Annotated in this window: 18 protein-coding genes and 1 pseudogene; 1 reads left to right on the forward strand and 18 read right to left on the reverse strand. The window is 71.3% G+C overall.

The window, feature by feature from the left end; all coding sequences use genetic code 11:
* The 14 genes and pseudogenes from BGM09_RS31625 to pyrR form a co-directional block, all read right to left on the reverse strand.
* Positions 1-817, reverse strand: a pseudogene (locus BGM09_RS31625) (primosome assembly protein PriA); the annotation flags it as partial.
* Positions 818-942: 125 nt separating this feature from the next.
* Positions 943-2,160: a methionine adenosyltransferase gene (gene metK / locus BGM09_RS31630; protein WP_188285173.1), complete on the reverse strand. Its 1,218-nt coding sequence runs from the start codon at positions 2,158-2,160 to the stop codon at positions 943-945.
* Between the two features lie 145 nt (positions 2,161-2,305).
* Positions 2,306-3,532, reverse strand: coding sequence for a bifunctional phosphopantothenoylcysteine decarboxylase/phosphopantothenate--cysteine ligase CoaBC (gene coaBC, locus BGM09_RS31635; RefSeq protein WP_188285174.1), 1,227 nt, complete (start codon positions 3,530-3,532; stop codon positions 2,306-2,308).
* 133 nt (positions 3,533-3,665) lie between these two features.
* Positions 3,666-3,938, reverse strand: coding sequence for a DNA-directed RNA polymerase subunit omega (gene rpoZ / locus BGM09_RS31640; RefSeq protein WP_033174507.1), 273 nt, complete (start codon positions 3,936-3,938; stop codon positions 3,666-3,668).
* A 64-nt stretch (positions 3,939-4,002) separates the two neighbouring features.
* Complete coding sequence (gmk, locus tag BGM09_RS31645) at positions 4,003-4,626, reverse strand: guanylate kinase (RefSeq protein ID WP_188285175.1); 624 nt, start codon at positions 4,624-4,626, stop codon at positions 4,003-4,005.
* A gap of 73 nt (positions 4,627-4,699) precedes the next feature.
* On the reverse strand, positions 4,700-5,023 hold the full coding sequence (locus tag BGM09_RS31650) for an integration host factor (RefSeq protein WP_093712873.1): 324 nt from the start codon (positions 5,021-5,023) through the stop codon (positions 4,700-4,702).
* A 387-nt stretch (positions 5,024-5,410) separates the two neighbouring features.
* Positions 5,411-6,271 (reverse strand): orotidine-5'-phosphate decarboxylase, encoded by an 861-nt coding sequence (gene pyrF / locus BGM09_RS31655; RefSeq protein ID WP_223187874.1) that lies wholly within the window; start codon positions 6,269-6,271, stop codon positions 5,411-5,413.
* Positions 6,268-7,377 (reverse strand): quinone-dependent dihydroorotate dehydrogenase, encoded by a 1,110-nt coding sequence (locus BGM09_RS31660; protein ID WP_188285176.1) that lies wholly within the window; start codon positions 7,375-7,377, stop codon positions 6,268-6,270. Before BGM09_RS31660 ends, pyrF begins: the two co-directional genes overlap by 4 nt.
* A gap of 11 nt (positions 7,378-7,388) precedes the next feature.
* Positions 7,389-10,706 carry a carbamoyl-phosphate synthase large subunit gene (carB, locus tag BGM09_RS31665; protein ID WP_188285177.1) on the reverse strand — a complete coding sequence of 1,106 codons (3,318 nt, stop codon included), beginning with the start codon at positions 10,704-10,706 and terminating at the stop codon, positions 7,389-7,391.
* On the reverse strand, positions 10,699-11,877 hold the full coding sequence (gene carA, locus BGM09_RS31670) for a glutamine-hydrolyzing carbamoyl-phosphate synthase small subunit (RefSeq protein WP_188285178.1): 1,179 nt from the start codon (positions 11,875-11,877) through the stop codon (positions 10,699-10,701). The genes carB and carA overlap by 8 nt, the downstream gene beginning before the upstream one ends.
* Positions 11,874-12,488 carry a hypothetical protein gene (locus tag BGM09_RS31675; protein WP_188285179.1) on the reverse strand — a complete coding sequence of 205 codons (615 nt, stop codon included), beginning with the start codon at positions 12,486-12,488 and terminating at the stop codon, positions 11,874-11,876. The genes carA and BGM09_RS31675 overlap by 4 nt, the downstream gene beginning before the upstream one ends.
* Entirely contained in the window at positions 12,485-13,783 is a 1,299-nt protein-coding gene (locus BGM09_RS31680; RefSeq protein WP_188285180.1) for a dihydroorotase, read from the reverse strand. The genes BGM09_RS31675 and BGM09_RS31680 overlap by 4 nt, the downstream gene beginning before the upstream one ends.
* A 2-nt stretch (positions 13,784-13,785) precedes the next feature.
* Positions 13,786-14,796 (reverse strand): aspartate carbamoyltransferase catalytic subunit, encoded by a 1,011-nt coding sequence (locus BGM09_RS31685; RefSeq protein WP_188285181.1) that lies wholly within the window; start codon positions 14,794-14,796, stop codon positions 13,786-13,788.
* 80 nt (positions 14,797-14,876) lie between these two features.
* Positions 14,877-15,554 (reverse strand): bifunctional pyr operon transcriptional regulator/uracil phosphoribosyltransferase PyrR, encoded by a 678-nt coding sequence (pyrR, locus tag BGM09_RS31690; protein ID WP_223187875.1) that lies wholly within the window; start codon positions 15,552-15,554, stop codon positions 14,877-14,879.
* A gap of 185 nt (positions 15,555-15,739) precedes the next feature.
* On the opposite strand from pyrR, the gene bldD reads away from it, so the two are divergent.
* Positions 15,740-16,240 (forward strand): transcriptional regulator BldD, encoded by a 501-nt coding sequence (gene bldD, locus BGM09_RS31695; RefSeq protein ID WP_033174517.1) that lies wholly within the window; start codon positions 15,740-15,742, stop codon positions 16,238-16,240.
* 115 nt (positions 16,241-16,355) lie between these two features.
* On the opposite strand, the gene BGM09_RS31700 is transcribed toward bldD, so the two are convergent.
* The 4 genes from BGM09_RS31700 to BGM09_RS31715 form a co-directional block, all read right to left on the reverse strand.
* Positions 16,356-17,819 (reverse strand): pyridoxal phosphate-dependent decarboxylase family protein, encoded by a 1,464-nt coding sequence (locus tag BGM09_RS31700; protein WP_188285182.1) that lies wholly within the window; start codon positions 17,817-17,819, stop codon positions 16,356-16,358.
* Between the two features lie 116 nt (positions 17,820-17,935).
* On the reverse strand, positions 17,936-18,361 hold the full coding sequence (gene nusB, locus BGM09_RS31705; RefSeq protein ID WP_188285183.1) for a transcription antitermination factor NusB: 426 nt from the start codon (positions 18,359-18,361) through the stop codon (positions 17,936-17,938).
* Positions 18,362-18,363: 2 nt separating this feature from the next.
* On the reverse strand, positions 18,364-18,930 hold the full coding sequence (efp, locus tag BGM09_RS31710) for an elongation factor P (RefSeq protein WP_188285184.1): 567 nt from the start codon (positions 18,928-18,930) through the stop codon (positions 18,364-18,366).
* 55 nt (positions 18,931-18,985) lie between these two features.
* A complete protein-coding gene (locus BGM09_RS31715) occupies positions 18,986-20,089 on the reverse strand; it encodes a M24 family metallopeptidase (RefSeq protein ID WP_188285185.1) in 1,104 nt (367 codons plus the stop codon).
* Positions 20,090-20,109 lie beyond the last annotated feature (20 nt).

A 20,109-nucleotide genomic window follows, 5' to 3' on the forward strand; every position in this document is an offset into this window, starting at 1 on the left:
ACCGCTCCTCGGGGCCGGCGTCGGCCGTGAGCAGGACGTGGCGGCCCTCGCCGAGCAGTTCGGTCAGCGCCGCGTCGACCCGGGCGGCGGACCGCCCGTCGGGCAGTACGGCGAGGGCGCCGCGCCCCGAGGCGAGGGTGGTGGCGACGGCCACCGCCAGTTCGCGCGGCCAGTGCGGTCCTGGCAGCGCGAGCCAGACCGCGCGGGGGCTGTCGCCGCGGGCCAGCGCCTGGAGATACGCGGGCCCGGTCGCGTACCGCTGCCAGCTTCCCTGCTCCGGCGCCGCCGGGTCCGGCAGCGGTCCCGGTGACGGGTCGCGCTCGGCGCGGGCCATTCTGGGCGGCACGGCGAGCTGGACGACGTCGGCGAGCGCTCCGGCGTACCGGTCCGCGACCTGGCGGCACAGCTTCAGCAGCGGCGGGGTCAGCACCTGCTCGGTCGACAGCACCTGCGCGAGCGGGGCGAGAGGGCCGCGGAAGTCGCTCTCGGCCCGCCGTTCCACGATGAAGCCGTCGTGCAGCGAGCCGCCTTCTCTCCTGCCCTTCACCACCCGGGCCCCGAAGCGGACCCTCACCCGTACGCCGGGACTGGCCTCCTCGTCCATGGCCGCCGGCACCGCGTAGTCGAAGAACTGGTCCAGGTGCAGCAGCCCCTTGTCGACCAGCACCCGCGCTACCGGCAGCCCTTCGGCGAGGGCCGCCCCGCGCCAGGTGCGCGGCTTCGCCCTGGGCTCCTTCGCCTTCTTGACGGTCTCCCGAATGAGCGCGAGCTGCTCCCCTGCGGGGGGCTCGGCGTCCTGACCGTTCTCGCTGCTCATCTTGCGATTCTTACAGACCCCTCGGACACACTCGCGCTGCCGCAAGACGCCGCCCCACCGGGGGCGCGGGAGGTACCCCACGCCCCTACGGGGCGGACCCCCTCACGGCGGGGAGCCGTACGGACCTAGAGTCCGGCGGCCGAGCGCAGGGCGTCGACGCGGTCCGTCCGCTCCCAGGTGAAGTCGTCCAGCTCACGGCCGAAGTGGCCGTAGGCGGCGGTCTGGGCGTAGATCGGGCGGAGCAGGTCGAGATCGCGGATGATCGCGGCGGGCCGCAGGTCGAAGACCTGGCTGATGGCCTGCTCGATCTTCTCGACGTCGACGCTCGCGGTGCCGAAGGTCTCGACGAAGAGACCGACGGGCTCGGCCTTGCCGATGGCGTAGGCGACCTGGACCTCGCAGCGCGCGGCGAGCCCGGCGGCGACGACGTTCTTGGCGACCCAGCGCATGGCGTAGGCGGCGGAGCGGTCGACCTTGGACGGGTCCTTGCCCGAGAAGGCGCCGCCGCCGTGGCGGGCCATGCCGCCGTAGGTGTCGATGATGATCTTGCGGCCGGTGAGCCCGGCGTCACCCATCGGGCCGCCGATCTCGAAGCGGCCGGTGGGGTTGACCAGCAGCTTGTAGCCGTCGGTGTCGAGCTTGATGCCGTCGTCGAGCAGGGCCTTCAGCTCGACCTCGACGACGAATTCCCGGATGTCGGGCGCGAGCAGCGACTCCAGGTCGATGTCGGAGGCGTGCTGCGAGGAGACCACGACGGTGTCGAGGCGGACGGCCTTGTCACCGTCGTACTCGATGGTGACCTGGGTCTTGCCGTCCGGCCGCAGGTACGGGATCTGGCCGTTCTTGCGGACCTCGGTCAGCCGCCTGGACAGGCGGTGGGCGAGCGTGATCGGCAGCGGCATCAGCTCGGGCGTCTCGTCGGACGCGTAGCCGAACATCAGGCCCTGGTCGCCCGCGCCCTGCTTGTTCAGGTCGTCGTCGGTCGCGGCGGAACCGGCGACGCGCTTCTCGTACGCGGTGTCGACACCCTGTGCGATGTCAGGGGACTGCGCGCCGATGGACACCGAGACGCCGCAGGAGGCGCCGTCGAAGCCCTTCTTGGAGGAGTCGTAGCCGATCTCCAGGATCTTGTTGCGCACCAGGGTGGCGATATCGGCGTAGGCGGTGGTCGTGACCTCGCCCGCGATATGCACCTGACCGGTGGTGATCAGCGTCTCGACGGCGACCCGGGAGTGCGGGTCGGCCTTGAGGAGGGCGTCGAGGATGGTGTCGCTGATCTGGTCAGCGATCTTGTCTGGGTGTCCCTCGGTGACGGACTCCGAGGTGAACAGGCGGCGGGACACATCGCTCCCTGGGGTTGCAGCGGCTGCTGGCTGAATCTGGGCGGAGTGCGCAGGGCTGCGCCCGGCACTCCACTGCAAGCTTATAGTCCGCCGCCGCGGACGTGACACGGCATCTCGACCTTTGGATTCGTGGCGGAACGCGTCATCACGTGTCCACCCGAGTGTCGCTTTCCGGCAATCTCGCGCCGACAAGATCCCATACCCGGTCCGCCAGATCCTCCTTGGGCCCGTACGGTACGGGGGTCTCGCTGCCGTCGGAGCCCAATACCACAGCCTCGTTCTCCTCGGTGCCGAACGCCTTGCCGTCACCCACTTCGTTGACGACGAGCAGATCACAACCCTTTCGGGTGAGCTTGGCGCGTCCGTTGACGAGCACGTCGTCGGTCTCGGCGGCGAAGCCGACGACGAGCTGTCCTGGCCGCGCGCGGTGCGCGGAGACCTCGGCGAGGATGTCGGCGTTGCGCACCAGGGTGATCGGCGCGGGCTCCTGGTCGTCCTTCTTCTTGATCTTGCCCGCCGCGTACCGCGCGGGGCGGAAGTCCGCGACGGCCGCGGCCATCACCACCACGTCGGCGTCGGCCGCGGCCTTGAGCACCGCTTCCCTGAGCTGTTCCGCGGTGCCGACGGTGACGACGTCGGCGCCTGCCGGGTCGGGGAGCCCGGTGTTGGCCGCGAGAAGGGTGACCCGGGCGCCGCGCGCCACGGCGGTCCTGGCCAGCGCGTAGCCCTGCTTGCCGGAGGAGCGGTTGCCGAGGTAGCGGACCGGGTCGAGGGGTTCGCGGGTGCCGCCCGCGCTGATCACCACGTGGCGTCCGGCCAGGTCGCGCTCGGCGGGTCCCCGGCGCAGCACGCGGCGGCAGACCTGGTAGATCTCGGCGGGGTCGGGCAGCCGTCCCTTGCCGGTGTCGACGCCGGTCAGCCTGCCGACGGCGGGTTCGATGACGACGCAGCCACGGCGGCGCAGGGTGGCGACGTTCTCCCGGGTGGCCGGGTGCTCCCACATCTCGGTGTGCATCGCGGGGGCGAAGACCACGGGGCAGCGGGCGGTCAGCAGGGTGTTGGTGAGCAGGTCGTCGGCGAGGCCGTGGGCGGCCTTGGCGAGCAGGTCGGCGGTGGCGGGGGCGACGACGACGAGGTCGGCGTGCTGGCCGATCCGTACGTGCGGGACCTCGTGGACGTCGTCCCAGACGCGGGTGGAGACCGGGTTGCCGGACAGCGCCGACCAGGTGGCCTCGCCGACGAAGTGCAGCGCGGACTCGGTGGGCACCACCCGGACGCCGTGCCCCGACTCGGTGAGCCGCCGCAGCAGCTCGCACGCCTTGTAGGCGGCGATGCCACCGCTCACGCCCAGCACGACCTGTGGTTTCGCCATCGTGTCTCCCGACCCGAGATCCGTCTTGCGCTGCTCCCATGACACACCACGGGCCCGGCGGTCGCTCCGCCGGGCCCGTGGTCAAGGTGCTGTACGTGATGAAGGTGCTGTACGTGCTGGACGCGCGTCGGCGTCAGTGCGCGGGCGCCTCGACCGCTTCGGAGGTCAGCAGACCCGCGTTGATCTCGCGCAGCGCGATGGAGAGCGGCTTCTCGTGCACGTGGGTGTCCACGAGCGGGCCGACGTACTCCAGCAGGCCCTCACCGAGCTGGGAGTAGTACGCGTTGATCTGGCGCGCGCGCTTGGCGGCGTAGATCACCAGGCTGTACTTCGAATCGGTGGCTTCGAGCAGCTCGTCAATCGGAGGATTGATGATGCCCTCGGGCGTGGTGATGGAAGAGGACACGCTCTACCTACCCCTACTACTGGTGGAAATACTACTGATGGAAAAAAGAGAAGACCGAGTCAGCTCAGTCAATCTGCATCAAGGCTAGCAGCTCACGCGCTACAGCCTCGACCGAGGTGTTGACAAGGGTCACGTCGAACTCGGCCTCGGCGGCCAGTTCGACCTTGGCCGCGGTCAGCCGCTCCTCGATCACCTCGGGCGATTCGGTGCCGCGCCCGGTGAGGCGGCGGACCAGTTCCTCCCAGCTCGGCGGCGCGAGGAAGACCAGGCGCGCCTCGGGCATCGACCCGCGGACCAGTCGGGCGCCCTGGAGATCGATCTCCAGCAGCACGGGCTCGCCCGCGCCGAGCTTGTCGAGCACGGCGCCGCGCGGCGTGCCGTAGCGGTTCCCGGCGAATTCGGCCCACTCCAGCAGTTCGCCGTTGGCGACGAGCTTGTCGAACTCGTCGTCGTCCACGAAGTAGTACTGGACACCGTGCTGCTCGCCGGGGCGCGGCTTGCGCGTGGTGGCGGAGACCGACAGCCAGACGTCGGGGTGCACCGTGCGCAGGTGGGCGACGACCGTGCTCTTGCCGACCCCTGAGGGGCCGGAGAGCACGGTCAGTCGCGGGTGTCTGTCCGGGGGGGCCGGAGTGGCCCCCTGTGAAGCGAGGGGGCGGGCCGCCCCCCGGGAGACTGTAGAACTCATGGAGCGATTATCCCTGGTTCCCGGAGGTGCTTGTGCCGCGGCGGGGCAAAGCTTGCCGGGGGCACGAGGACCGTCAGGCGGAGGCGCCGCCGAACTCGCGCTCCAGGGACGCGATCTGGTTCGAGCCCAGACCACGGACGCGGCGGCTCTCGGAGATCCCGAGCCGCTCCATGATCTGCTTGGCGCGCACCTTGCCGACGCCGGGCAGGGACTCCAGGAGAGCGGAGACCTTCATCTTGCCGATGACGTCGTTCTCCTGGCCCTGCTTGATGACCTCGTGCAGAGAGGCGCCGGAGTGCTTGAGCCGGTTCTTGACCTCGGCGCGCTCCCGGCGAGCCGCGGCGGCCTTTTCGAGCGCGGCAGCGCGCTGTTCAGGGGTAAGGGGCGGAAGAGCCACGCCTACGTCACCTCGGATGTAGAGCAATCGGATATGGACCGTGTGGTGGAGCACACTCCCCCCGCGTTTACGGGGGAGAAGCGACACGAGTGAACGCCGCCGCTCCTGTCGGAGACTAGCGGTCCGAACGGCTCAAGTCAGCGAGAACAGACGAAAAGTCCTGGTCAGACTCGATCCAGCGGGATATTTGGGGCAAAGCGGAACAGGTTTCTGCGTCAATTCGTTCGATGGTTGAATCTGAACCTTCTTTTTGACGTTTAAACAGCGCGCGACCGGCCCCATCAGGGACGCGACAGGGGCAATGTTTCGGGGTCCGTCCGGGCCCCGGAGAACCCGGACTCCCCTGCCGCGCACCGTCGTTGGGCCGCCTGCCCGCGACCGGCTCGGCTACCCGCCCGAGACCGCCGCGCGCACCTCGTCGGTGAAGCGCGCCGCCGCCTCGCGCAGCCCCGCCGCGTCGGGCCCGTGCCGCAGCACGTCGCGGCTGACGCTGGGCACCACATTGGCCACCGCGGAGCCGAACAGCGCCGGCAGTCCCGCGGGCGTGGCGCCCTGCGCCCCGATGCCGGGCGCCAGCAGCGGCCCGTTGATGTCGAGATCCGCGCCCGCCTCCGACAGCGTCGCGCCGACCACCGCGCCGACCGAACCCAGCGGCCTCGCACCGGCGTTCTCGGCCGCCATGTGGTCGAGCATCACCTGCGCGACGGACGCGCCGCCCGCCGCCGTCGCCCGCTGCACCTGCGCGCCCTCCGGATTGGAGGTCAGGGCGAGGACGAAGACCCCGGAACCCGAGATCCGCGCCGCGTCCAGCGCGGGCCGCAGCGACTCGAAGCCGAGATAAGGGCTGACGGTGACCGCGTCGGAGAACAGCGGCGAGTCCTTTTCCAGATACGTGGCGGCGTACGCGGCCATCGTCGAGCCGATGTCGCCGCGCTTGGCGTCCATCAGCACCAGGACGCCCGCGGCCCGTGCCTCGGCGACCGCCCGCTCCAGCACGGCGATGCCGCGCGAGCCGAAGCGCTCGAAGAACGCCGACTGCGGTTTGAAGACCGCCGTACGGTCGGCCAGCGCCTCGACGACGGTCATCGTGAAGCGTTCGAGACCGGCCACGTCGTCGTTGAGGCCCCACCCGGTGAGCAGCGCGGAGTGCGGGTCGATGCCGACGCAGAGCTGTCCGCGGGTGTCCATGGCCCGGCGCAGTCGCGCGCCGAAGGGTTCGAATTCCACCTGGTGCGGGGTCGAGGTCATACCGGCACCTTCCGTGTGTCGGCGCCGACGGCGTCGGCGAGCGTGGCGTACGGGCTGGTGGCCAGGCGGGCGGCCAGGCCCTTGTGGACCGCGCGCATCCAGAAGGGTCCCTGGTAGATGAAGGCGCTGTAGCCCTGTACCAGGGTGGCGCCCGCGAGAATCCGCTGCCAGGCGTCCTCCGCGTCGCGGATGCCGCCGACACCGACCAGCGTGATCCGGGTCCCGACCCGCGCGTAGAGCCTGCGCAGCACTTCCAGGGAGCGGTCGCCCAGCGGAGCGCCGGACAGGCCGCCGGTCTCCGCGGTCAGCCGGGGGTCGGACGCCAGGCCGAGGCCGTCCCTGGCGATGGTGGTGTTGGTGGCGATGATGCCGTCGAGGCCCAGTTCCACGGCGAGGTCGGCGACGGCGTCCACGTCCTCGTCCGCCAGGTCGGGCGCGATCTTGACCAGCAGCGGCACGCGGCGGTCGGTCACCGTACGGTCGGCGGCCTCGCGTACCGCCGTCAGCAGCGGGCGCAGGGCGGCGGTCGCCTGGAGATTGCGCAGTCCCGGCGTGTTCGGCGACGACACGTTGACCACCAGGTAGTCGGCGTGCGCGGCCAGCCGCTCGGTGGACGTCACGTAGTCGCCCGCCGCCTCCTCCTCCGGAACCGTCTTGGTCTTGCCGATGTTGACGCCGACGGTGGTACGGAAGACCGGCCGCCGGGTGGCGAGCCGGTCCGCGACGGCGGCGGACCCCTCGTTGTTGAAGCCCATCCGGTTGATCAGCGCGCGGTCGGCGACCAGCCGGAACAGCCGGGGCCGCGGATTGCCGGACTGGCCCCGCGCGGTGACCGTGCCGATCTCGACGTGGTCGAAGCCGAGCATGGCCATCGCGTCGATGGCGACCGCGTTCTTGTCGAACCCGGCCGCCAGCCCGAACGGCCCGTGCATCCGCAGGCCCAGGGCCTCGGTACGCAGCGACGCGTAGCGCGGCGCGAGGGCCGCCGCGACGAAGGTGCGCAGGACGGGAATCCGCGCCACCAGCCGGATCCACCGGAAGGCGAGGTGGTGGGCCCGCTCGGCGTCCATGCGGCGGAAGAACAGGCGGAAGAAGAGCGCGTACACGGTCCGGCCCCTCAGCTCTCGCGCGCCGCGGTCAGGTGCTGGGCGTGCTCCTGCAAGGACCGCACCCCGATGTCGCCGCGCGTCAGGGCGTCGATGCCCTGGACGGCCGCGGCGAGCGCCTGGACCGTGGTCAGGCAGGGGATACCGCGGGCGACGGCGGCGGTGCGGATGTCGTAGCCGTCGAGGCGTCCGCCGGTACCGAAGGGGGTGTTGACGATGAGGTCGACCTCGCCCTCGTGGATGAGGGTGACGACGGTCGGCTCGCCCTCGGGTCCCACGCCCTCGCTCTGCTTGCGCACGACCCGCGCCTCGATGCCGTTGCGCCGCAGGACTTCCGCGGTGCCGGAGGTGGCCAGCAGCTCGAAGCCGTGCTCGATCAGCGCGCGGGCCGGGAAGATCAGCGCGCGCTTGTCGCGGTTGGCGACCGAGACGAAGGCGCGGCCCTTGGTGGGCAGCGCGCCGTACGCCCCGGCCTGCGACTTGGCGTACGCGGTGCCGAAGACCGCGTCGATGCCCATGACCTCGCCGGTGGAGCGCATCTCCGGGCCGAGGATGGTGTCGACCCCCCGGCCCTGCATGTCGCGGAACCGCGACCAGGGCAGCACCGCCTCCTTGACGGAGATCGGCGCGTCCAGCGGCAGGGTGCCGCCGTCGCCCGCCGTCGGCAGGAGGCCCTCGGCGCGCAGTTCCGCGACGGTGGCGCCGAGCGAGATCCGCGCGGCGGCCTTGGCCAGCGGCACCGCGGTCGCCTTGGAGGTGAAGGGGACGGTACGGGAGGCGCGCGGGTTGGCCTCCAGCACGTAGAGGATGTCACCGGCGAGCGCGAACTGGATGTTGATCAGGCCGCGTACGCCGACCCCGGCGGCGATGGCCTCGGTGGAGGCGCGCAGCCGCTTGATGTCGTGGCCGCCGAGCGTGATCGGCGGCAGCGCGCACGCGGAGTCGCCTGAGTGGATGCCGGCTTCCTCGATGTGCTCCATGACGCCGCCGAGGTACAGCTCCTGGCCGTCGTAGAGCGCGTCCACGTCGATCTCGATGGCGTCGTCGAGGAAGCGGTCGACGAGCACCGGGCGGTCGGGGCTGATCTCGGTGGACTCGGCGATGTAGGAGGCGAGCCGGGTCTCGTCGTAGACGATCTCCATGCCGCGTCCGCCGAGCACGTACGAGGGGCGGACGAGCACCGGGTAGCCGATCTCGTCGGCGATGGCCTTGGCGCCGTCGAAGGTGACGGCGGTGCCGTGCTTGGGCGCGGGCAGTCCTGCGGCGGCCAGTACGCGGCCGAAGGCGCCGCGGTCCTCGGCGAGGTGGATCGCCTCGGGTGAGGTGCCGACGACCGGCACTCCGTTGTCCTTGAGCGCCTGCGCCAGGCCGAGCGGGGTCTGGCCGCCGAGCTGCACGATGACACCGGCGACCGGGCCCGCGAGCGTCTCGGCGTGCACGATCTCCAGGACGTCCTCCAGGGTGAGCGGCTCGAAGTAGAGCCGGTCGGAGGTGTCGTAGTCGGTGGAGACGGTCTCCGGATTGCAGTTGACCATCACGGTCTCGTACCCGGCGTCGTGCAGCGCGAAGGAGGCGTGCACGCAGGAGTAGTCGAACTCGATGCCCTGGCCGATCCGGTTGGGCCCGGAGCCGAGGATGATCACGGCGGCCTTCTCGCGCGGCGCGACCTCGCTCTCCTCGTCGTAAGACGAGTAGAAGTACGGGGTGTCGGCGGCGAATTCGGCGGCGCAGGTGTCGACGGTCTTGTAGACCGGGCGGATGCCCAGCGCGTGCCTGACCTCGCGGACGACCTCCTCGCGCAGCGAGCGGATGCCGGCGATCTGGGCGTCGGAGAAGCCGTGCCGCTTGGCGTCGGCGAGCAGTTCGGGGTCGAGGCGGTCGGCCGCGGCCAGTTCGACGGCGTACTCGTGGATCAGGAAGAGCTGGTCCACGAACCAGGGGTCGATCTTCGTGGCGTCGAAGACCTCTTCCGGGGTGGCCCCGGCGCGGATCGCGGTCATGACCGTGTTGATCCGGCCGTCGGTCGGGACGGCGGCGGAGGCCAGCAGTGTCTCCTTGTCGGAGGCGGAGACCGGGGTCACGAAGTCGAACTGCGAGCCCTTCTTCTCCAGCGAGCGCAGCGCCTTGTTGAGCGCCTCGGTGAAGTTGCGGCCGATGGCCATGGCCTCGCCGACCGACTTCATGGTGGTGGTGAGGGTGGCGTCGGCGGCCGGGAACTTCTCGAAGGCGAAGCGCGGCACCTTGACGACGACGTAGTCCAGCGTCGGTTCGAAGGACGCGGGGGTCTTCTCGGTGATGTCGTTGGGGATCTCGTCGAGCGTGTAGCCGACGGCCAGGCGGGCGGCGATCTTCGCGATCGGGAAGCCGGTGGCCTTGGAGGCGAGCGCGGAGGAGCGGGAGACGCGCGGGTTCATCTCGATGACGATGACCCGGCCGTCCTCGGGGTTGACCGCGAACTGGATGTTGCAGCCGCCGGTGTCGACGCCGACCTCGCGGATGACGGCGATGCCGATGTCCCGCAGGATCTGGTACTCGCGGTCGGTGAGGGTCATCGCGGGCGCGACGGTGATCGAGTCGCCGGTGTGCACGCCCATCGGGTCGAAGTTCTCGATGGAGCAGACGACCACGACGTTGTCGTGCTTGTCGCGCATCAGCTCCAGCTCGTACTCCTTCCAGCCGAGGATGGACTCCTCCAGGAGCACCTCGGTGGTCGGCGAGAGGGTCAGGCCCTGGCCGGCGATGCGGCGCAGTTCGTCCTCGTCGTGCGCGAAGCCGGAGCCCGCGCCGCCCATGGTGAAGGAGGGGCGGACGACGACGGGGTAGCCGCCGAGGGTGTCGACGCCCGCGAGCACGTCGTCCATGGTGTGGCAGATCACCGAGCGGGCGGACTCGCCGTGGCCGATCTTCGCCTTGACGGCCTCGACCACGCCCTTGAACAGCTGGCGGTCCTCGCCCTTGTTGATCGCCTCGACGTTGGCGCCGATCAGCTCGACGCCGTACTTGGTGAGGACGCCGTTGTCGTGCAGCGAGATCGCGGTGTTGAGCGCGGTCTGGCCGCCGAGGGTGGGCAGCAGCGCGTCGGGGCGCTCCTTGGCGATGATCTTCTCGACGAATTCCGGGGTGATCGGCTCGACGTACGTGGCGTCGGCGATCTCCGGGTCGGTCATGATCGTGGCCGGGTTGGAGTTGACCAGGATGACCCGCAGGCCCTCGGACTTCAGCACCCGGCACGCCTGGGTGCCCGAGTAGTCGAACTCGGCGGCCTGGCCGATGACGATCGGGCCTGAGCCGATGACCAGGACGGACTGGATATCGGTGCGCTTAGGCACGCTGGGCTCCTTGATCGTTCATGAGCTGCACGCTGTGCTTGTCTTGTTCGTCTCGCATGAGCTCGACGAAGCGGTCGAACAGGTAGGCGGCGTCGTGCGGTCCTGCCGCCGCCTCCGGGTGGTACTGGACGCTGAAGGCGGGCTTGTCGAGCAGCCGCAGACCCTCCACCACGTCGTCGTTGAGGCAGACGTGGCTGACCTCGGCGCGGCCGTACGGGGTGTCGCTGACCCGGTCGCGCGGCGCGTCCACGGCGAAGCCGTGGTTGTGCGCGGTGACCTCGACCTTCCCGGTGCTGCGGTCCTGCACCGGCTGGTTGATGCCGCGGTGGCCGTACTTGAGCTTGTACGTGCCGAAGCCGAGCGCGCGGCCGAGGAGCTGGTTGCCGAAGCAGATGCCGAACAGCGGGGTCCCGCGCTCCAGGACGGCCTGGATGACGGTGAGGTCGGCGGTGGCCGGGTCGCCGGGGCCGTTGGACAGGAAGACGCCGTCGGGCGCGACCGCGTACACGTCCTCGACGCTCGCGTTCGCGGGCAGGACGTGCACCTCGATGCCGCGCTCGGCCATCCGGTGCGGGGTCATGCCCTTGATACCGAGGTCGAGGGCGGCGACGGTGAAGCGCTTCTCCCCGATCGCCGGGACGACGTACGCCTGCCGGGTGGCGACCTCGGCGGACAGGTCGGCGCCGGTCATCTCGGGGGCCTGCCGGACCCTGGCGAGCAGCGTGCCGTCGTCGGCCAGTGCCTCGCCGGAGAAGATGCCGACCCGCATCGCGCCGCGTTCGCGCAGGTGGCGGGTGAGAGCGCGGGTGTCGATGCCGCTGATGCCGACGACGCCCTGGGCGGTCAGCTCCTCGTCGAGCGAGCGCCGCGAGCGCCAGTTGGACGGGGTGCGGGCGGGGTCGCGTACGACGTAGCCGGACACCCAGATGCGGGACGACTCGGCGTCCTCGTCGTTGACGCCGGTGTTGCCGACGTGCGGGGCGGTCATGACGACGACCTGGCGGTGGTACGAGGGGTCGGTGAGCGTTTCCTGGTAGCCGGTCATACCGGTGGAGAAGACGGCCTCGCCGAAGGTCTCCCCCACCGCCCCGTAGGCACGGCCGCGGAAGGTGCGGCCGTCCTCCAGGACGAGTACGGCGGGTGCGGTGGCCGCCCGGACGGAGGTCGTCATTGTGCGCCTTCCTTTGCCTGTTCCTTGGTGTCCGTGAAAGCGACAGCGCTGTCGCCGCTGATGCGGTTGATCTCCGCGACCCAGGCCGGGTGCTGCGCGGCCTGGTCGGCGCGGAAGCCGGAGTCGATGAGGGTGCCGCCGTGCTCCCAGGTGACGACCAGCAGGCCGCCTTCGGTGAGGACCTTGCCCGCGATGCCCTTGTCGAGGCGGGCGCCGCGCAGGGCGTCGGCGGGCACGAAGAAGCCGGGGGCGCCGACGCGGTCGGCGTCCAGGCCCCGCTGGGTGAGGGTGAGCGTCACCTTGCTGCGTACGCCCAGGCCGTGGGCGACGATCCGGTCGAGCCACTGCCCCGCGGTGGTGCTGCCGTGGTAGCGGCCGTGGAATTCCAGCAGCGGTTCGCCGGTCTCCTCGGGGGCCTGCGGGAGTGCGGGCAGGCCGCCCTGGAGGGTGCGGCGCCACTGCCAGCCCTGGCGCATCAGCCAGTACAGCAGGCCGACGAACAGGGCGAGGCCGACGATCCAGCCGATCCGGTCGGTCCAGTCGGTGACCTTCGCCGAGTGCTTGTCCGCGGCCCGCGCCGTACCGGCCGCCAGCAGTGTCAGAGGTGTCACGTGAGCTTCCCGTCCATGACCGTCGCCTGGCCCCGCAGGAAGGTGGCGTGCACCCGGCCCGGCAGTTCGCGTCCCTCGTACGGGGTGTTGCGGCTGCGGGAGGCGAAGCCCGCGGGATTGACCACCCCACGGTATGCGGGATCGACCAGGACGAGGTTGGCGGGCTCGCCCTCGGCGAGCGGCCGTCCGTGGCCCGCGAGCCGTCCGATGACGGCGGGCCTGGCCGACATGCGGTCGGCGACGCCCGCCCAGTCCAGCAGTCCGGTGTCGACCATGGTGTGCTGCACGACGGACAGCGCGGTCTCCAGGCCCACCATGCCCATGGCGGCGGCGGCCCACTCGCAGTCCTTGTCCTCGTGCGGGTGCGGTGCGTGGTCGGTGGCCACACAGTCGATGGTGCCGTCGGCCAGGGCCTCGCGCAGCGCGAGCACGTCCGCCTCGGTGCGCAGCGGCGGGTTGACCTTGTAGACCGGGTTGTACGTACGCACCAGCTCGTCGGTGAGCAGCAGGTGGTGGGGGGTGACCTCGGCGGTGACGTCCCAGCCCTTGGACTTGGCCCAGCGGACGAGTTCGACGGAGCCCGCGGTGGACAGATGGCAGATGTGCACGCGGGAGCCGACGTGCGCGGCGAGCAGGATGTCGCGGGCGATGATCGACTCCTCGGCGACGGCGGGCCAGCCGGTCAGGCCCAGTTCGCCGGAGACGGTGCCCTCGTTCATCTGGGCGCCCTCGGTGAGCCGGGGCTCCTGCGCGTGCTGGGCGACGACGCCGTCGAACGCCTTCACGTACTCCAGCGCGCGGCGCATGATCACCGCGTCGTCCACGCACTTGCCGTCGTCGGAGAAGACCCGTACCCGGGCGGCCGAGTCGGCCATGGCGCCCAGTTCGGCGAGCTGCTTGCCTTCGAGGCCGACGGTGACGGCGCCGACCGGCTGCACGTCGCAGTAGCCGGACTCCTTGCCGAGCCGCCAGACCTGCTCGACGACGCCCGCGGTGTCGGCGACGGGGAAGGTGTTGGCCATGGCGTGCACGGCGGTGTAGCCGCCGATCGCGGCGGCCCTGGTGCCGGTCAGCACGGTCTCTGAGTCCTCGCGGCCCGGCTCGCGCAGGTGGGTGTGGAGGTCGACCAGGCCGGGCAGCAGGACCATCCGGCCCTCGCCCTCGACGACGGTGACGCCGTCACCCTCGCCGCCCGAAAAGCCGGTGCCGATCCCGGCGATGGTCTCGCCGTCGATCAGGACGTCCTGCGGCTCGCCGCCGAGCACCTTCGCGCCACGGATCAGGATCTTGCTCATGGTTACTTGCTCTCCTCGGTGCGGGCGGCTGCGGTCGTCGCGGGGGCGGTCTCGGGTACGGGCGCGGTGGTGGCGATGGCCGGTTCCGAGCCGCCGAGCAGCAGGTACAGCACGGCCATCCGGGTGCTGACGCCGTTGGCGACCTGCTCCACGACGGTGCAGCGCGGCGAGTCGGCGACCTCGGCGGTGATCTCCATACCGCGGTTCATCGGTCCCGGGTGCATGACGATGGCGTGCTCGGGCAGTACCGCCATCCGCGGCCCGTCCACGCCGTAACGCCGGGTGTACTCGCGCTCGGTGGGGAAGAAGGCGGCGTTCATCCGCTCGCTCTGCACCCGCAGCATCATCAGCGCGTCGGTCTTGGCGAGCACCGCGTCGAGGTCGTAGCTGACCTCGCACGGCCACTGCTCGACGCCGATCGGCAGCAGGGTCGGCGGGGCGACCAGGGTGACGCGCGCGCCCAGCGTGCCCAGCAGCAGCACATTGGAGCGGGCGACCCGGCTGTGCAGGATGTCGCCGACGATGGTGACGCGGCGGCCCTCCAGGTCGCGGCCGACGCCGGACAGATGGCGGCGCATGGTGAAGGCGTCCAGCAGTGCCTGCGTGGGGTGTTCGTGGGTGCCGTCGCCCGCGTTGACCACCGAGCCGTTGATCCAGCCGGAGGTGGCCAGGCGGTGCGGCGCGCCGGACGAGCCGTGCCGGATGACGACGGCGTCGGCGCCCATCGCCTCCAGGGTCAGCGCGGTGTCCTTGAGGGATTCGCCCTTGGAGACCGAGGAGCCCTTGGCGGAGAAGTTGATGACGTCGGCGGACAGCCGCTTGGCGGCGGCCTCGAAGGAGATGCGGGTCCGCGTCGAGTCCTCGAAGAAGAGGTTGACGACGGTACGGCCGCGCAGGGTGGGCAGTTTCTTGATGGGCCGGTCGGCGACGCGGGCCATCTCCTCGGCGGTGTCGAGTACGAGGAGGGCGTCGTCGCGGCTGAGGTCGGCGGCCGAGATCAGGTGGCGCTTCATGCGGGTCACTCCGGGGGTGCTGGGGCGGGTCAGGGCGCGCGGAAGCACAGGACCCCGGCGGGGGTCCTGTCCCGGGTGCGCTAGTCGTCCGCCGGAAGGCCCTCGCGCGGCGCTGTGTCGTGTCGGTCCTGCCGGTCACGGCGGTCGCGCCGGTCGCGGGCGTCCTTGTCGTCCTTCTGGCCGAGCAGGACGGTGTCGCGGCCGTCCTCCTCGGTGAGCTGGACCTTGACGGTCTCGCGCAGCGAGGTGGGCAGGTTCTTGCCGACGTAGTCGGCCCTGATCGGCAGTTCGCGGTGGCCGCGGTCGACCAGGACCGCGAGCTGTACGGCGCGGGGGCGGCCGATGTCGTTGAGCGCGTCGAGGGCCGCGCGGATGGTGCGGCCGGAGAAGAGCACGTCGTCGACGAGGACGACGAGCCTGCCGTCGATCCCGGTGGCCGGGATCTCGGTACGGGCCAGCGCGCGCGCCGGGTGCAGCCGCAGGTCGTCGCGGTACATGGTGATGTCGAGGGAGCCGACGGCCGTCGTGCGGCCGGTGATCTCGGCGAGCTTGGCCGCCAGGCGCTGCGCCAGATGGACGCCGCGGGTCGGGATGCCGAGGAGCACGACGTCGTCCGCGCCCTTGGCGCGTTCCACGATCTCGTGGGCGATACGGGTGAGGACGCGCGCGATGTCGGGTGCTTCGAGCACCGGACGGGCGGGCGCCGGGTTCCACTCGGCGGTATCGCGGTCTTCAGGGGTGCTGCGGTCTTCGACCATGGGTCGGGGACCTCCTTCCCCGCCTCACAGGACGGGCGTTAAAGGACGTCAGGGGTACGCGGCAACGGTATCAGGTGGCGCAGACCGCCCAGGTCAGCGACCGATCGGCCCCTTCCCGCTTGACGAGCACGGATTACGCTGCGTAACCTCACAGTGAGTCACCGAGTTTCCGTCCGGGGAGCCATATGTCCAGCGATTACGCCAAGCAGCTCGGAGCAAAGCTCCGGGCCATCCGCACGCAGCAGGGTCTGTCTCTGCACGGCGTCGAGGAGAAGTCCCAGGGCCGCTGGAAGGCAGTGGTCGTGGGCTCGTACGAGCGCGGCGACCGTGCCGTGACCGTGCAGCGCCTCGCCGAGCTTGCGGACTTCTACGGAGTTCCGGTCCAGGAGTTGCTGCCGGGTACGACCCCCGGCGGGGCGGCAGAGCCGCCCCCGAAGCTCGTCCTCGACCTGGAGCGCCTGTCCCAGGTCCCGCCGGAGAAGGCCGGGCCTCTCCAGCGGTACGCCGCCACGATCCAGAGCCAGCGCGGCGACTACAACGGCAAGGTGCTGTCGATCCGCCAGGACGACCTCCGCACCCTGGCCGTGATCTACGACCAGTCGCCGTCCGTGCTCACCGAGCAGCTCATCGGCTGGGGCGTCCTCGACGCCGACGCGCGGCGCGCGGTCCAGCACGAAGAGGGCTAGGCGCCCGGCTCGCCCGAATAGTGCAGAAACGTCCCGCCGCCCGGTGCGGACCCCTTCCCGGGTCCGCCCCGGGCGGCGCCGCGTTCCCGGGCGGTCACCCCGGTGACGTATGCCGTCAGGCCGGGGCGCTCACGTACATCCGGGAGATGACCTCGGGCAGCAGGCGTTCTGTGAGGCGCGGGGGCAGGGCTTGGAGGACGGCGAGGACGGGGGCCATGCGGTCGGGCAGCGCGCCGCCGGGGCCGACGCCCGCGAGCTGGAGGGCGAGCGCCACCTCGTCGGGGCCGAGGGCGTCCGGGTCGAGCGCGGCGGCCAGTTCCACGAGTCCGGGGTCGACGACGGTCGGGCCGTACGCGCGGGCCCTGGTCACGGCGTCGGCCAGGTGGGCGAGGAGTTCGTCGATCCGGTCCGGGTCCGCGACGGCGGCGGTGACCGTGAGGTGCACATTGGACGGCGAGCCGCCGAAGGCCGGCTGCGGCTGGAGGTACCAGCCGAGCAGCCGCATCTCGTCCGCGACCACGAACGGGTCGAGCGCCGGGTCCGCGGAGGCGACGGCCACCAGCGACGCCTCGGGGGCGCCGAGCACCCGCAGCCCGTCGATCCGGCCGATCCCCTCGACCAGCCGTACGGTCGCCGCGTGCACGCGCCGGGACAGGTCGGTGTACCCGTCGGCGCCGACCCTGCGCAGCACCGCCCAGGCGGCGGCCAGCGGCCCGGCGGACTTGGTGCCCTGCAAGGTCGCGTTGACGACCGGGTAGCCCGGCCAGGAGGCGTGCGCGAACCAGCCGTGCCTGCGCAGTTCCGCGTCCCGGAAGAGCAGCACGGAGGCTCCCTTGGGCGTGTAGCCGTACTTGTGCAGGTCGACCGAGAGCGAGGTGACGCCGGGCACCGCGAGGTCGAAGGCGGGCGGCGGCGGGGTGTCGTCGGCCAGCCGCCGGTGCGCCAGGTACCAGCCGCCGATGCAGGCGTCCACGTGGCACAGCGTGCCGCGTTCCGCGGCGGCCCGCGCCACCTCGGCGACCGGGTCGAGCACGCCGTGCGCGTAGGAGGGCGCGGAGACGACGACGAGGGCGGTACGGGGGCCGATGACGGCTGTCATGTCCTCGGCCCGCACCCGGAAGGTCTCCGGGTCCACGGGGACGCTCACGACGGTGAGCCCGAAGAGCGCGGCGGCCTTGTGGAAGGCGGCGTGCGCGGTGACGGGGAGCACGATCTCGGGCGCGGTGACGCCGCGCGTCCTGCGGGCGTGCTCGCGGGCGGTGAGGACGGCCAGCAGGCAGCTCTCGGTGCCGCCGCTGGTGAAGGTGCCCGCCGTCCGCGGGCCGCCGCCGAGCACGGCCGCCGCCCGCCCCACGACGTCGTTCTCCAGCGCGACCACGCTGGGGAAGGCGGTCATGTCGAGGCCGTTGACGCCCGCGAAGGCGGCCTGGGCGCTCGCCGCGAGATCGTCGAGCCCGTCGAGTCCCGCGTCGTAGACGTACGCCATCGTGCGTCCGCCGTGCACGGGCAGGTCGGCGGCGCGCAGTCCGGCGAGGTGCTTCAGGATCGCGTCGTCGGTCCGGTCGTCCGTTTCGTCCATGCGCGGGAATCTAGGCCAGGGTCAGGACACACACCAGGCCCGAAGCAGAATATTGTTCAACTTCTGCTTCGGGCCCGGGAACACGGGCCTGCCGGCCGGGCGCTCGGGCGCGGGTCCTACCGCTTGAGCGTCGGCTTCAGTTCCATCAGCCGGGCCAGCAGCCCGTTGACGAAGGCCGGCGACTCGTCGGTGGAGAACTCCTTGGCGAGCTGCACCGCCTCGTCCAGCACGACCGCGTCCGGGACGTCGTCCTCCCAGAGCAGCTCGTACGTGCCGAGCCGCAGCACATTGCGGTCCACGACCGGCATCCGGTCGAGCGACCAGCCGACGGAGTAGCTGGACAGCAGTTCGTCGATCCGCTCGGCGTGCGCCTCACAGCCCTCGACGAGCCGCATCGTGTACTCGGTGACCGGCGGCTGCCGGTCGTCGGTCCTGGCGAGCCGGATCCAGTCCGCCATGGCGGTCTTGGGGTCGACGCCCCGCTGTTCCGCCTCGAAGAGGATCTGGAAGGCCCGCTTGCGGGCCTTGTTCCGGGCAGCCACGGTTAGCTGTTCACCCGGCCGAGGTAGTCGCCCGTACGGGTGTCGACCTTGACCTTCTCACCCGTGGTGATGAAGAGCGGGACGCCGATCTCGTAACCGGTCTCCAGGCGGGCGGGCTTGGAGCCGCCGGTGGAGCGGTCGCCCTGGACGCCGGGCTCGGTGTACTCGATGACCAGCTCGACGGAGGCGGGCAGCTCGACGTAGAGCGCGGAGCCCTCGTACATCGCCACGACCGCCTCGAAGCCCTCGAGCAGGTAGTTGGCGGCGTCGCCGACCGTCTCGGGCGCGATGATGATCTGGTCGTAGGTCTCGGTGTCCATGAAGACGAAGTCGGTGCCGTCCTTGTAGGAGAACTGCATGCCGCGCTTGTCGACGTTGGCGGTCTCGACCTTCACGCCCGCGTTGAAGGTCTTGTCGACGACCTTCCCGGAGAGCACGTGCTTCAGCTTGGTGCGCACGAAGGCGGGGCCCTTGCCGGGCTTGACGTGCTGGAACTCGACTACGGTCCAGAGCTGGCCGCTGTCGAGCTTGAGCACGAGGCCGTTCTTGAGGTCGTTCGTGGTGGCCACGGTTGCGGAATCTCCTGAAAGTGCTGCTTCGGGGACCGAGGAGGGCACGCGCCCGTCACAGGGCGAGCAGTTCCTTGGTCGTGATGGTGAGTAGCTCGGGCCCGCCGTCCGCCAGTGGACGTACGACGAGTGTGTCGTCGATGCGGACACCGCCGCGGCCCGGAAGGTGGACCCCCGGTTCGACGGTGACCGGCACGCAAGCGTCCAGTTTACCCATGGCCGCAGGTGACAGCCGAGGGTCCTCGTCGATTTCCAGACCCACGCCGTGTCCCGACCACTGTGCCAGACCCTCCGCGTGGCCGGCGGCGGTCAGCGGGCCGCGGGTCGCGTGGTCGACGTCTCGGCAGGCCACACCGGGTGCGAGCGCCTCGCGGCCGGCCCGCTGGGCGGCGAATACCAGGTCGTAGAGGTCGATCTGCCAGGCGGCGGGAGCGGTGCCGATGACGAACGTACGGCCGACTTCGCAGCGGTAGCCGCGGTAGCGGGCGCCGAGCCGGACGGTCAGGAAGTCGCCCTCCTCGACGCGTCGGTCGGTCGGCACGTGCCGGGGCGCGCCGGAGTTCGGCCCGGTGCCGACGGACGTACGGAAGGCGGGTCCCTCGGCGCCGTGGTCGACCAGGCGGCGCTCCAGCTCCAGGGCGAGGTGCCGTTCGGTGCGGCCGACCAGGATCGACTCCAGCAGTTCGCCCAGGGCCTGGTCGGCGATCTCCGCGGCGATCCTGAGGTTGGCGATCTCGTGCTCGTCCTTGACCAGCCGGAGCTGTTCGACGGCGCCGCCGAGGTCGGACAGCGGGAGCCCGCCGACGACCGAGCCGATCGCGCGGTGCCGGGTCACCGTCAGGTGGTGCTCCTCGACGGCGAGGGAGTCGGCGTGCTGTTCGCGGGCCAGGTCGGCGGCGGCCACCGCCGCGTCGCCGTCCGGCGTCGCCAGCACCACCGCGCGCAGGTCGCCGGGCAGGGGTTCGTCGCGGTCGTCCTGCGGCGGGGTGAGGTGCACCAGCGCGTCGTCGTCCGGGCCGATCAGCAGCGCCGCGCCCTGCGGCGCGCAGCCGGTCAGATAGCGGATGTTCGCGGGACGGGTCACCAGCGCGGCGGACGCGCCGTTCGCCGCGCACCGGTCGCGCAGCCGTGCTCTGCGTGCTGCGTGCACCTCGGACATGTGGCGAGCGTAAGTGCGCC

Origin of the sequence: Streptomyces sp. CBMA29 (assembly GCF_014596445.1) — a bacterium.
Lineage (GTDB): Bacteria > Actinomycetota > Actinomycetes > Streptomycetales > Streptomycetaceae > Actinacidiphila.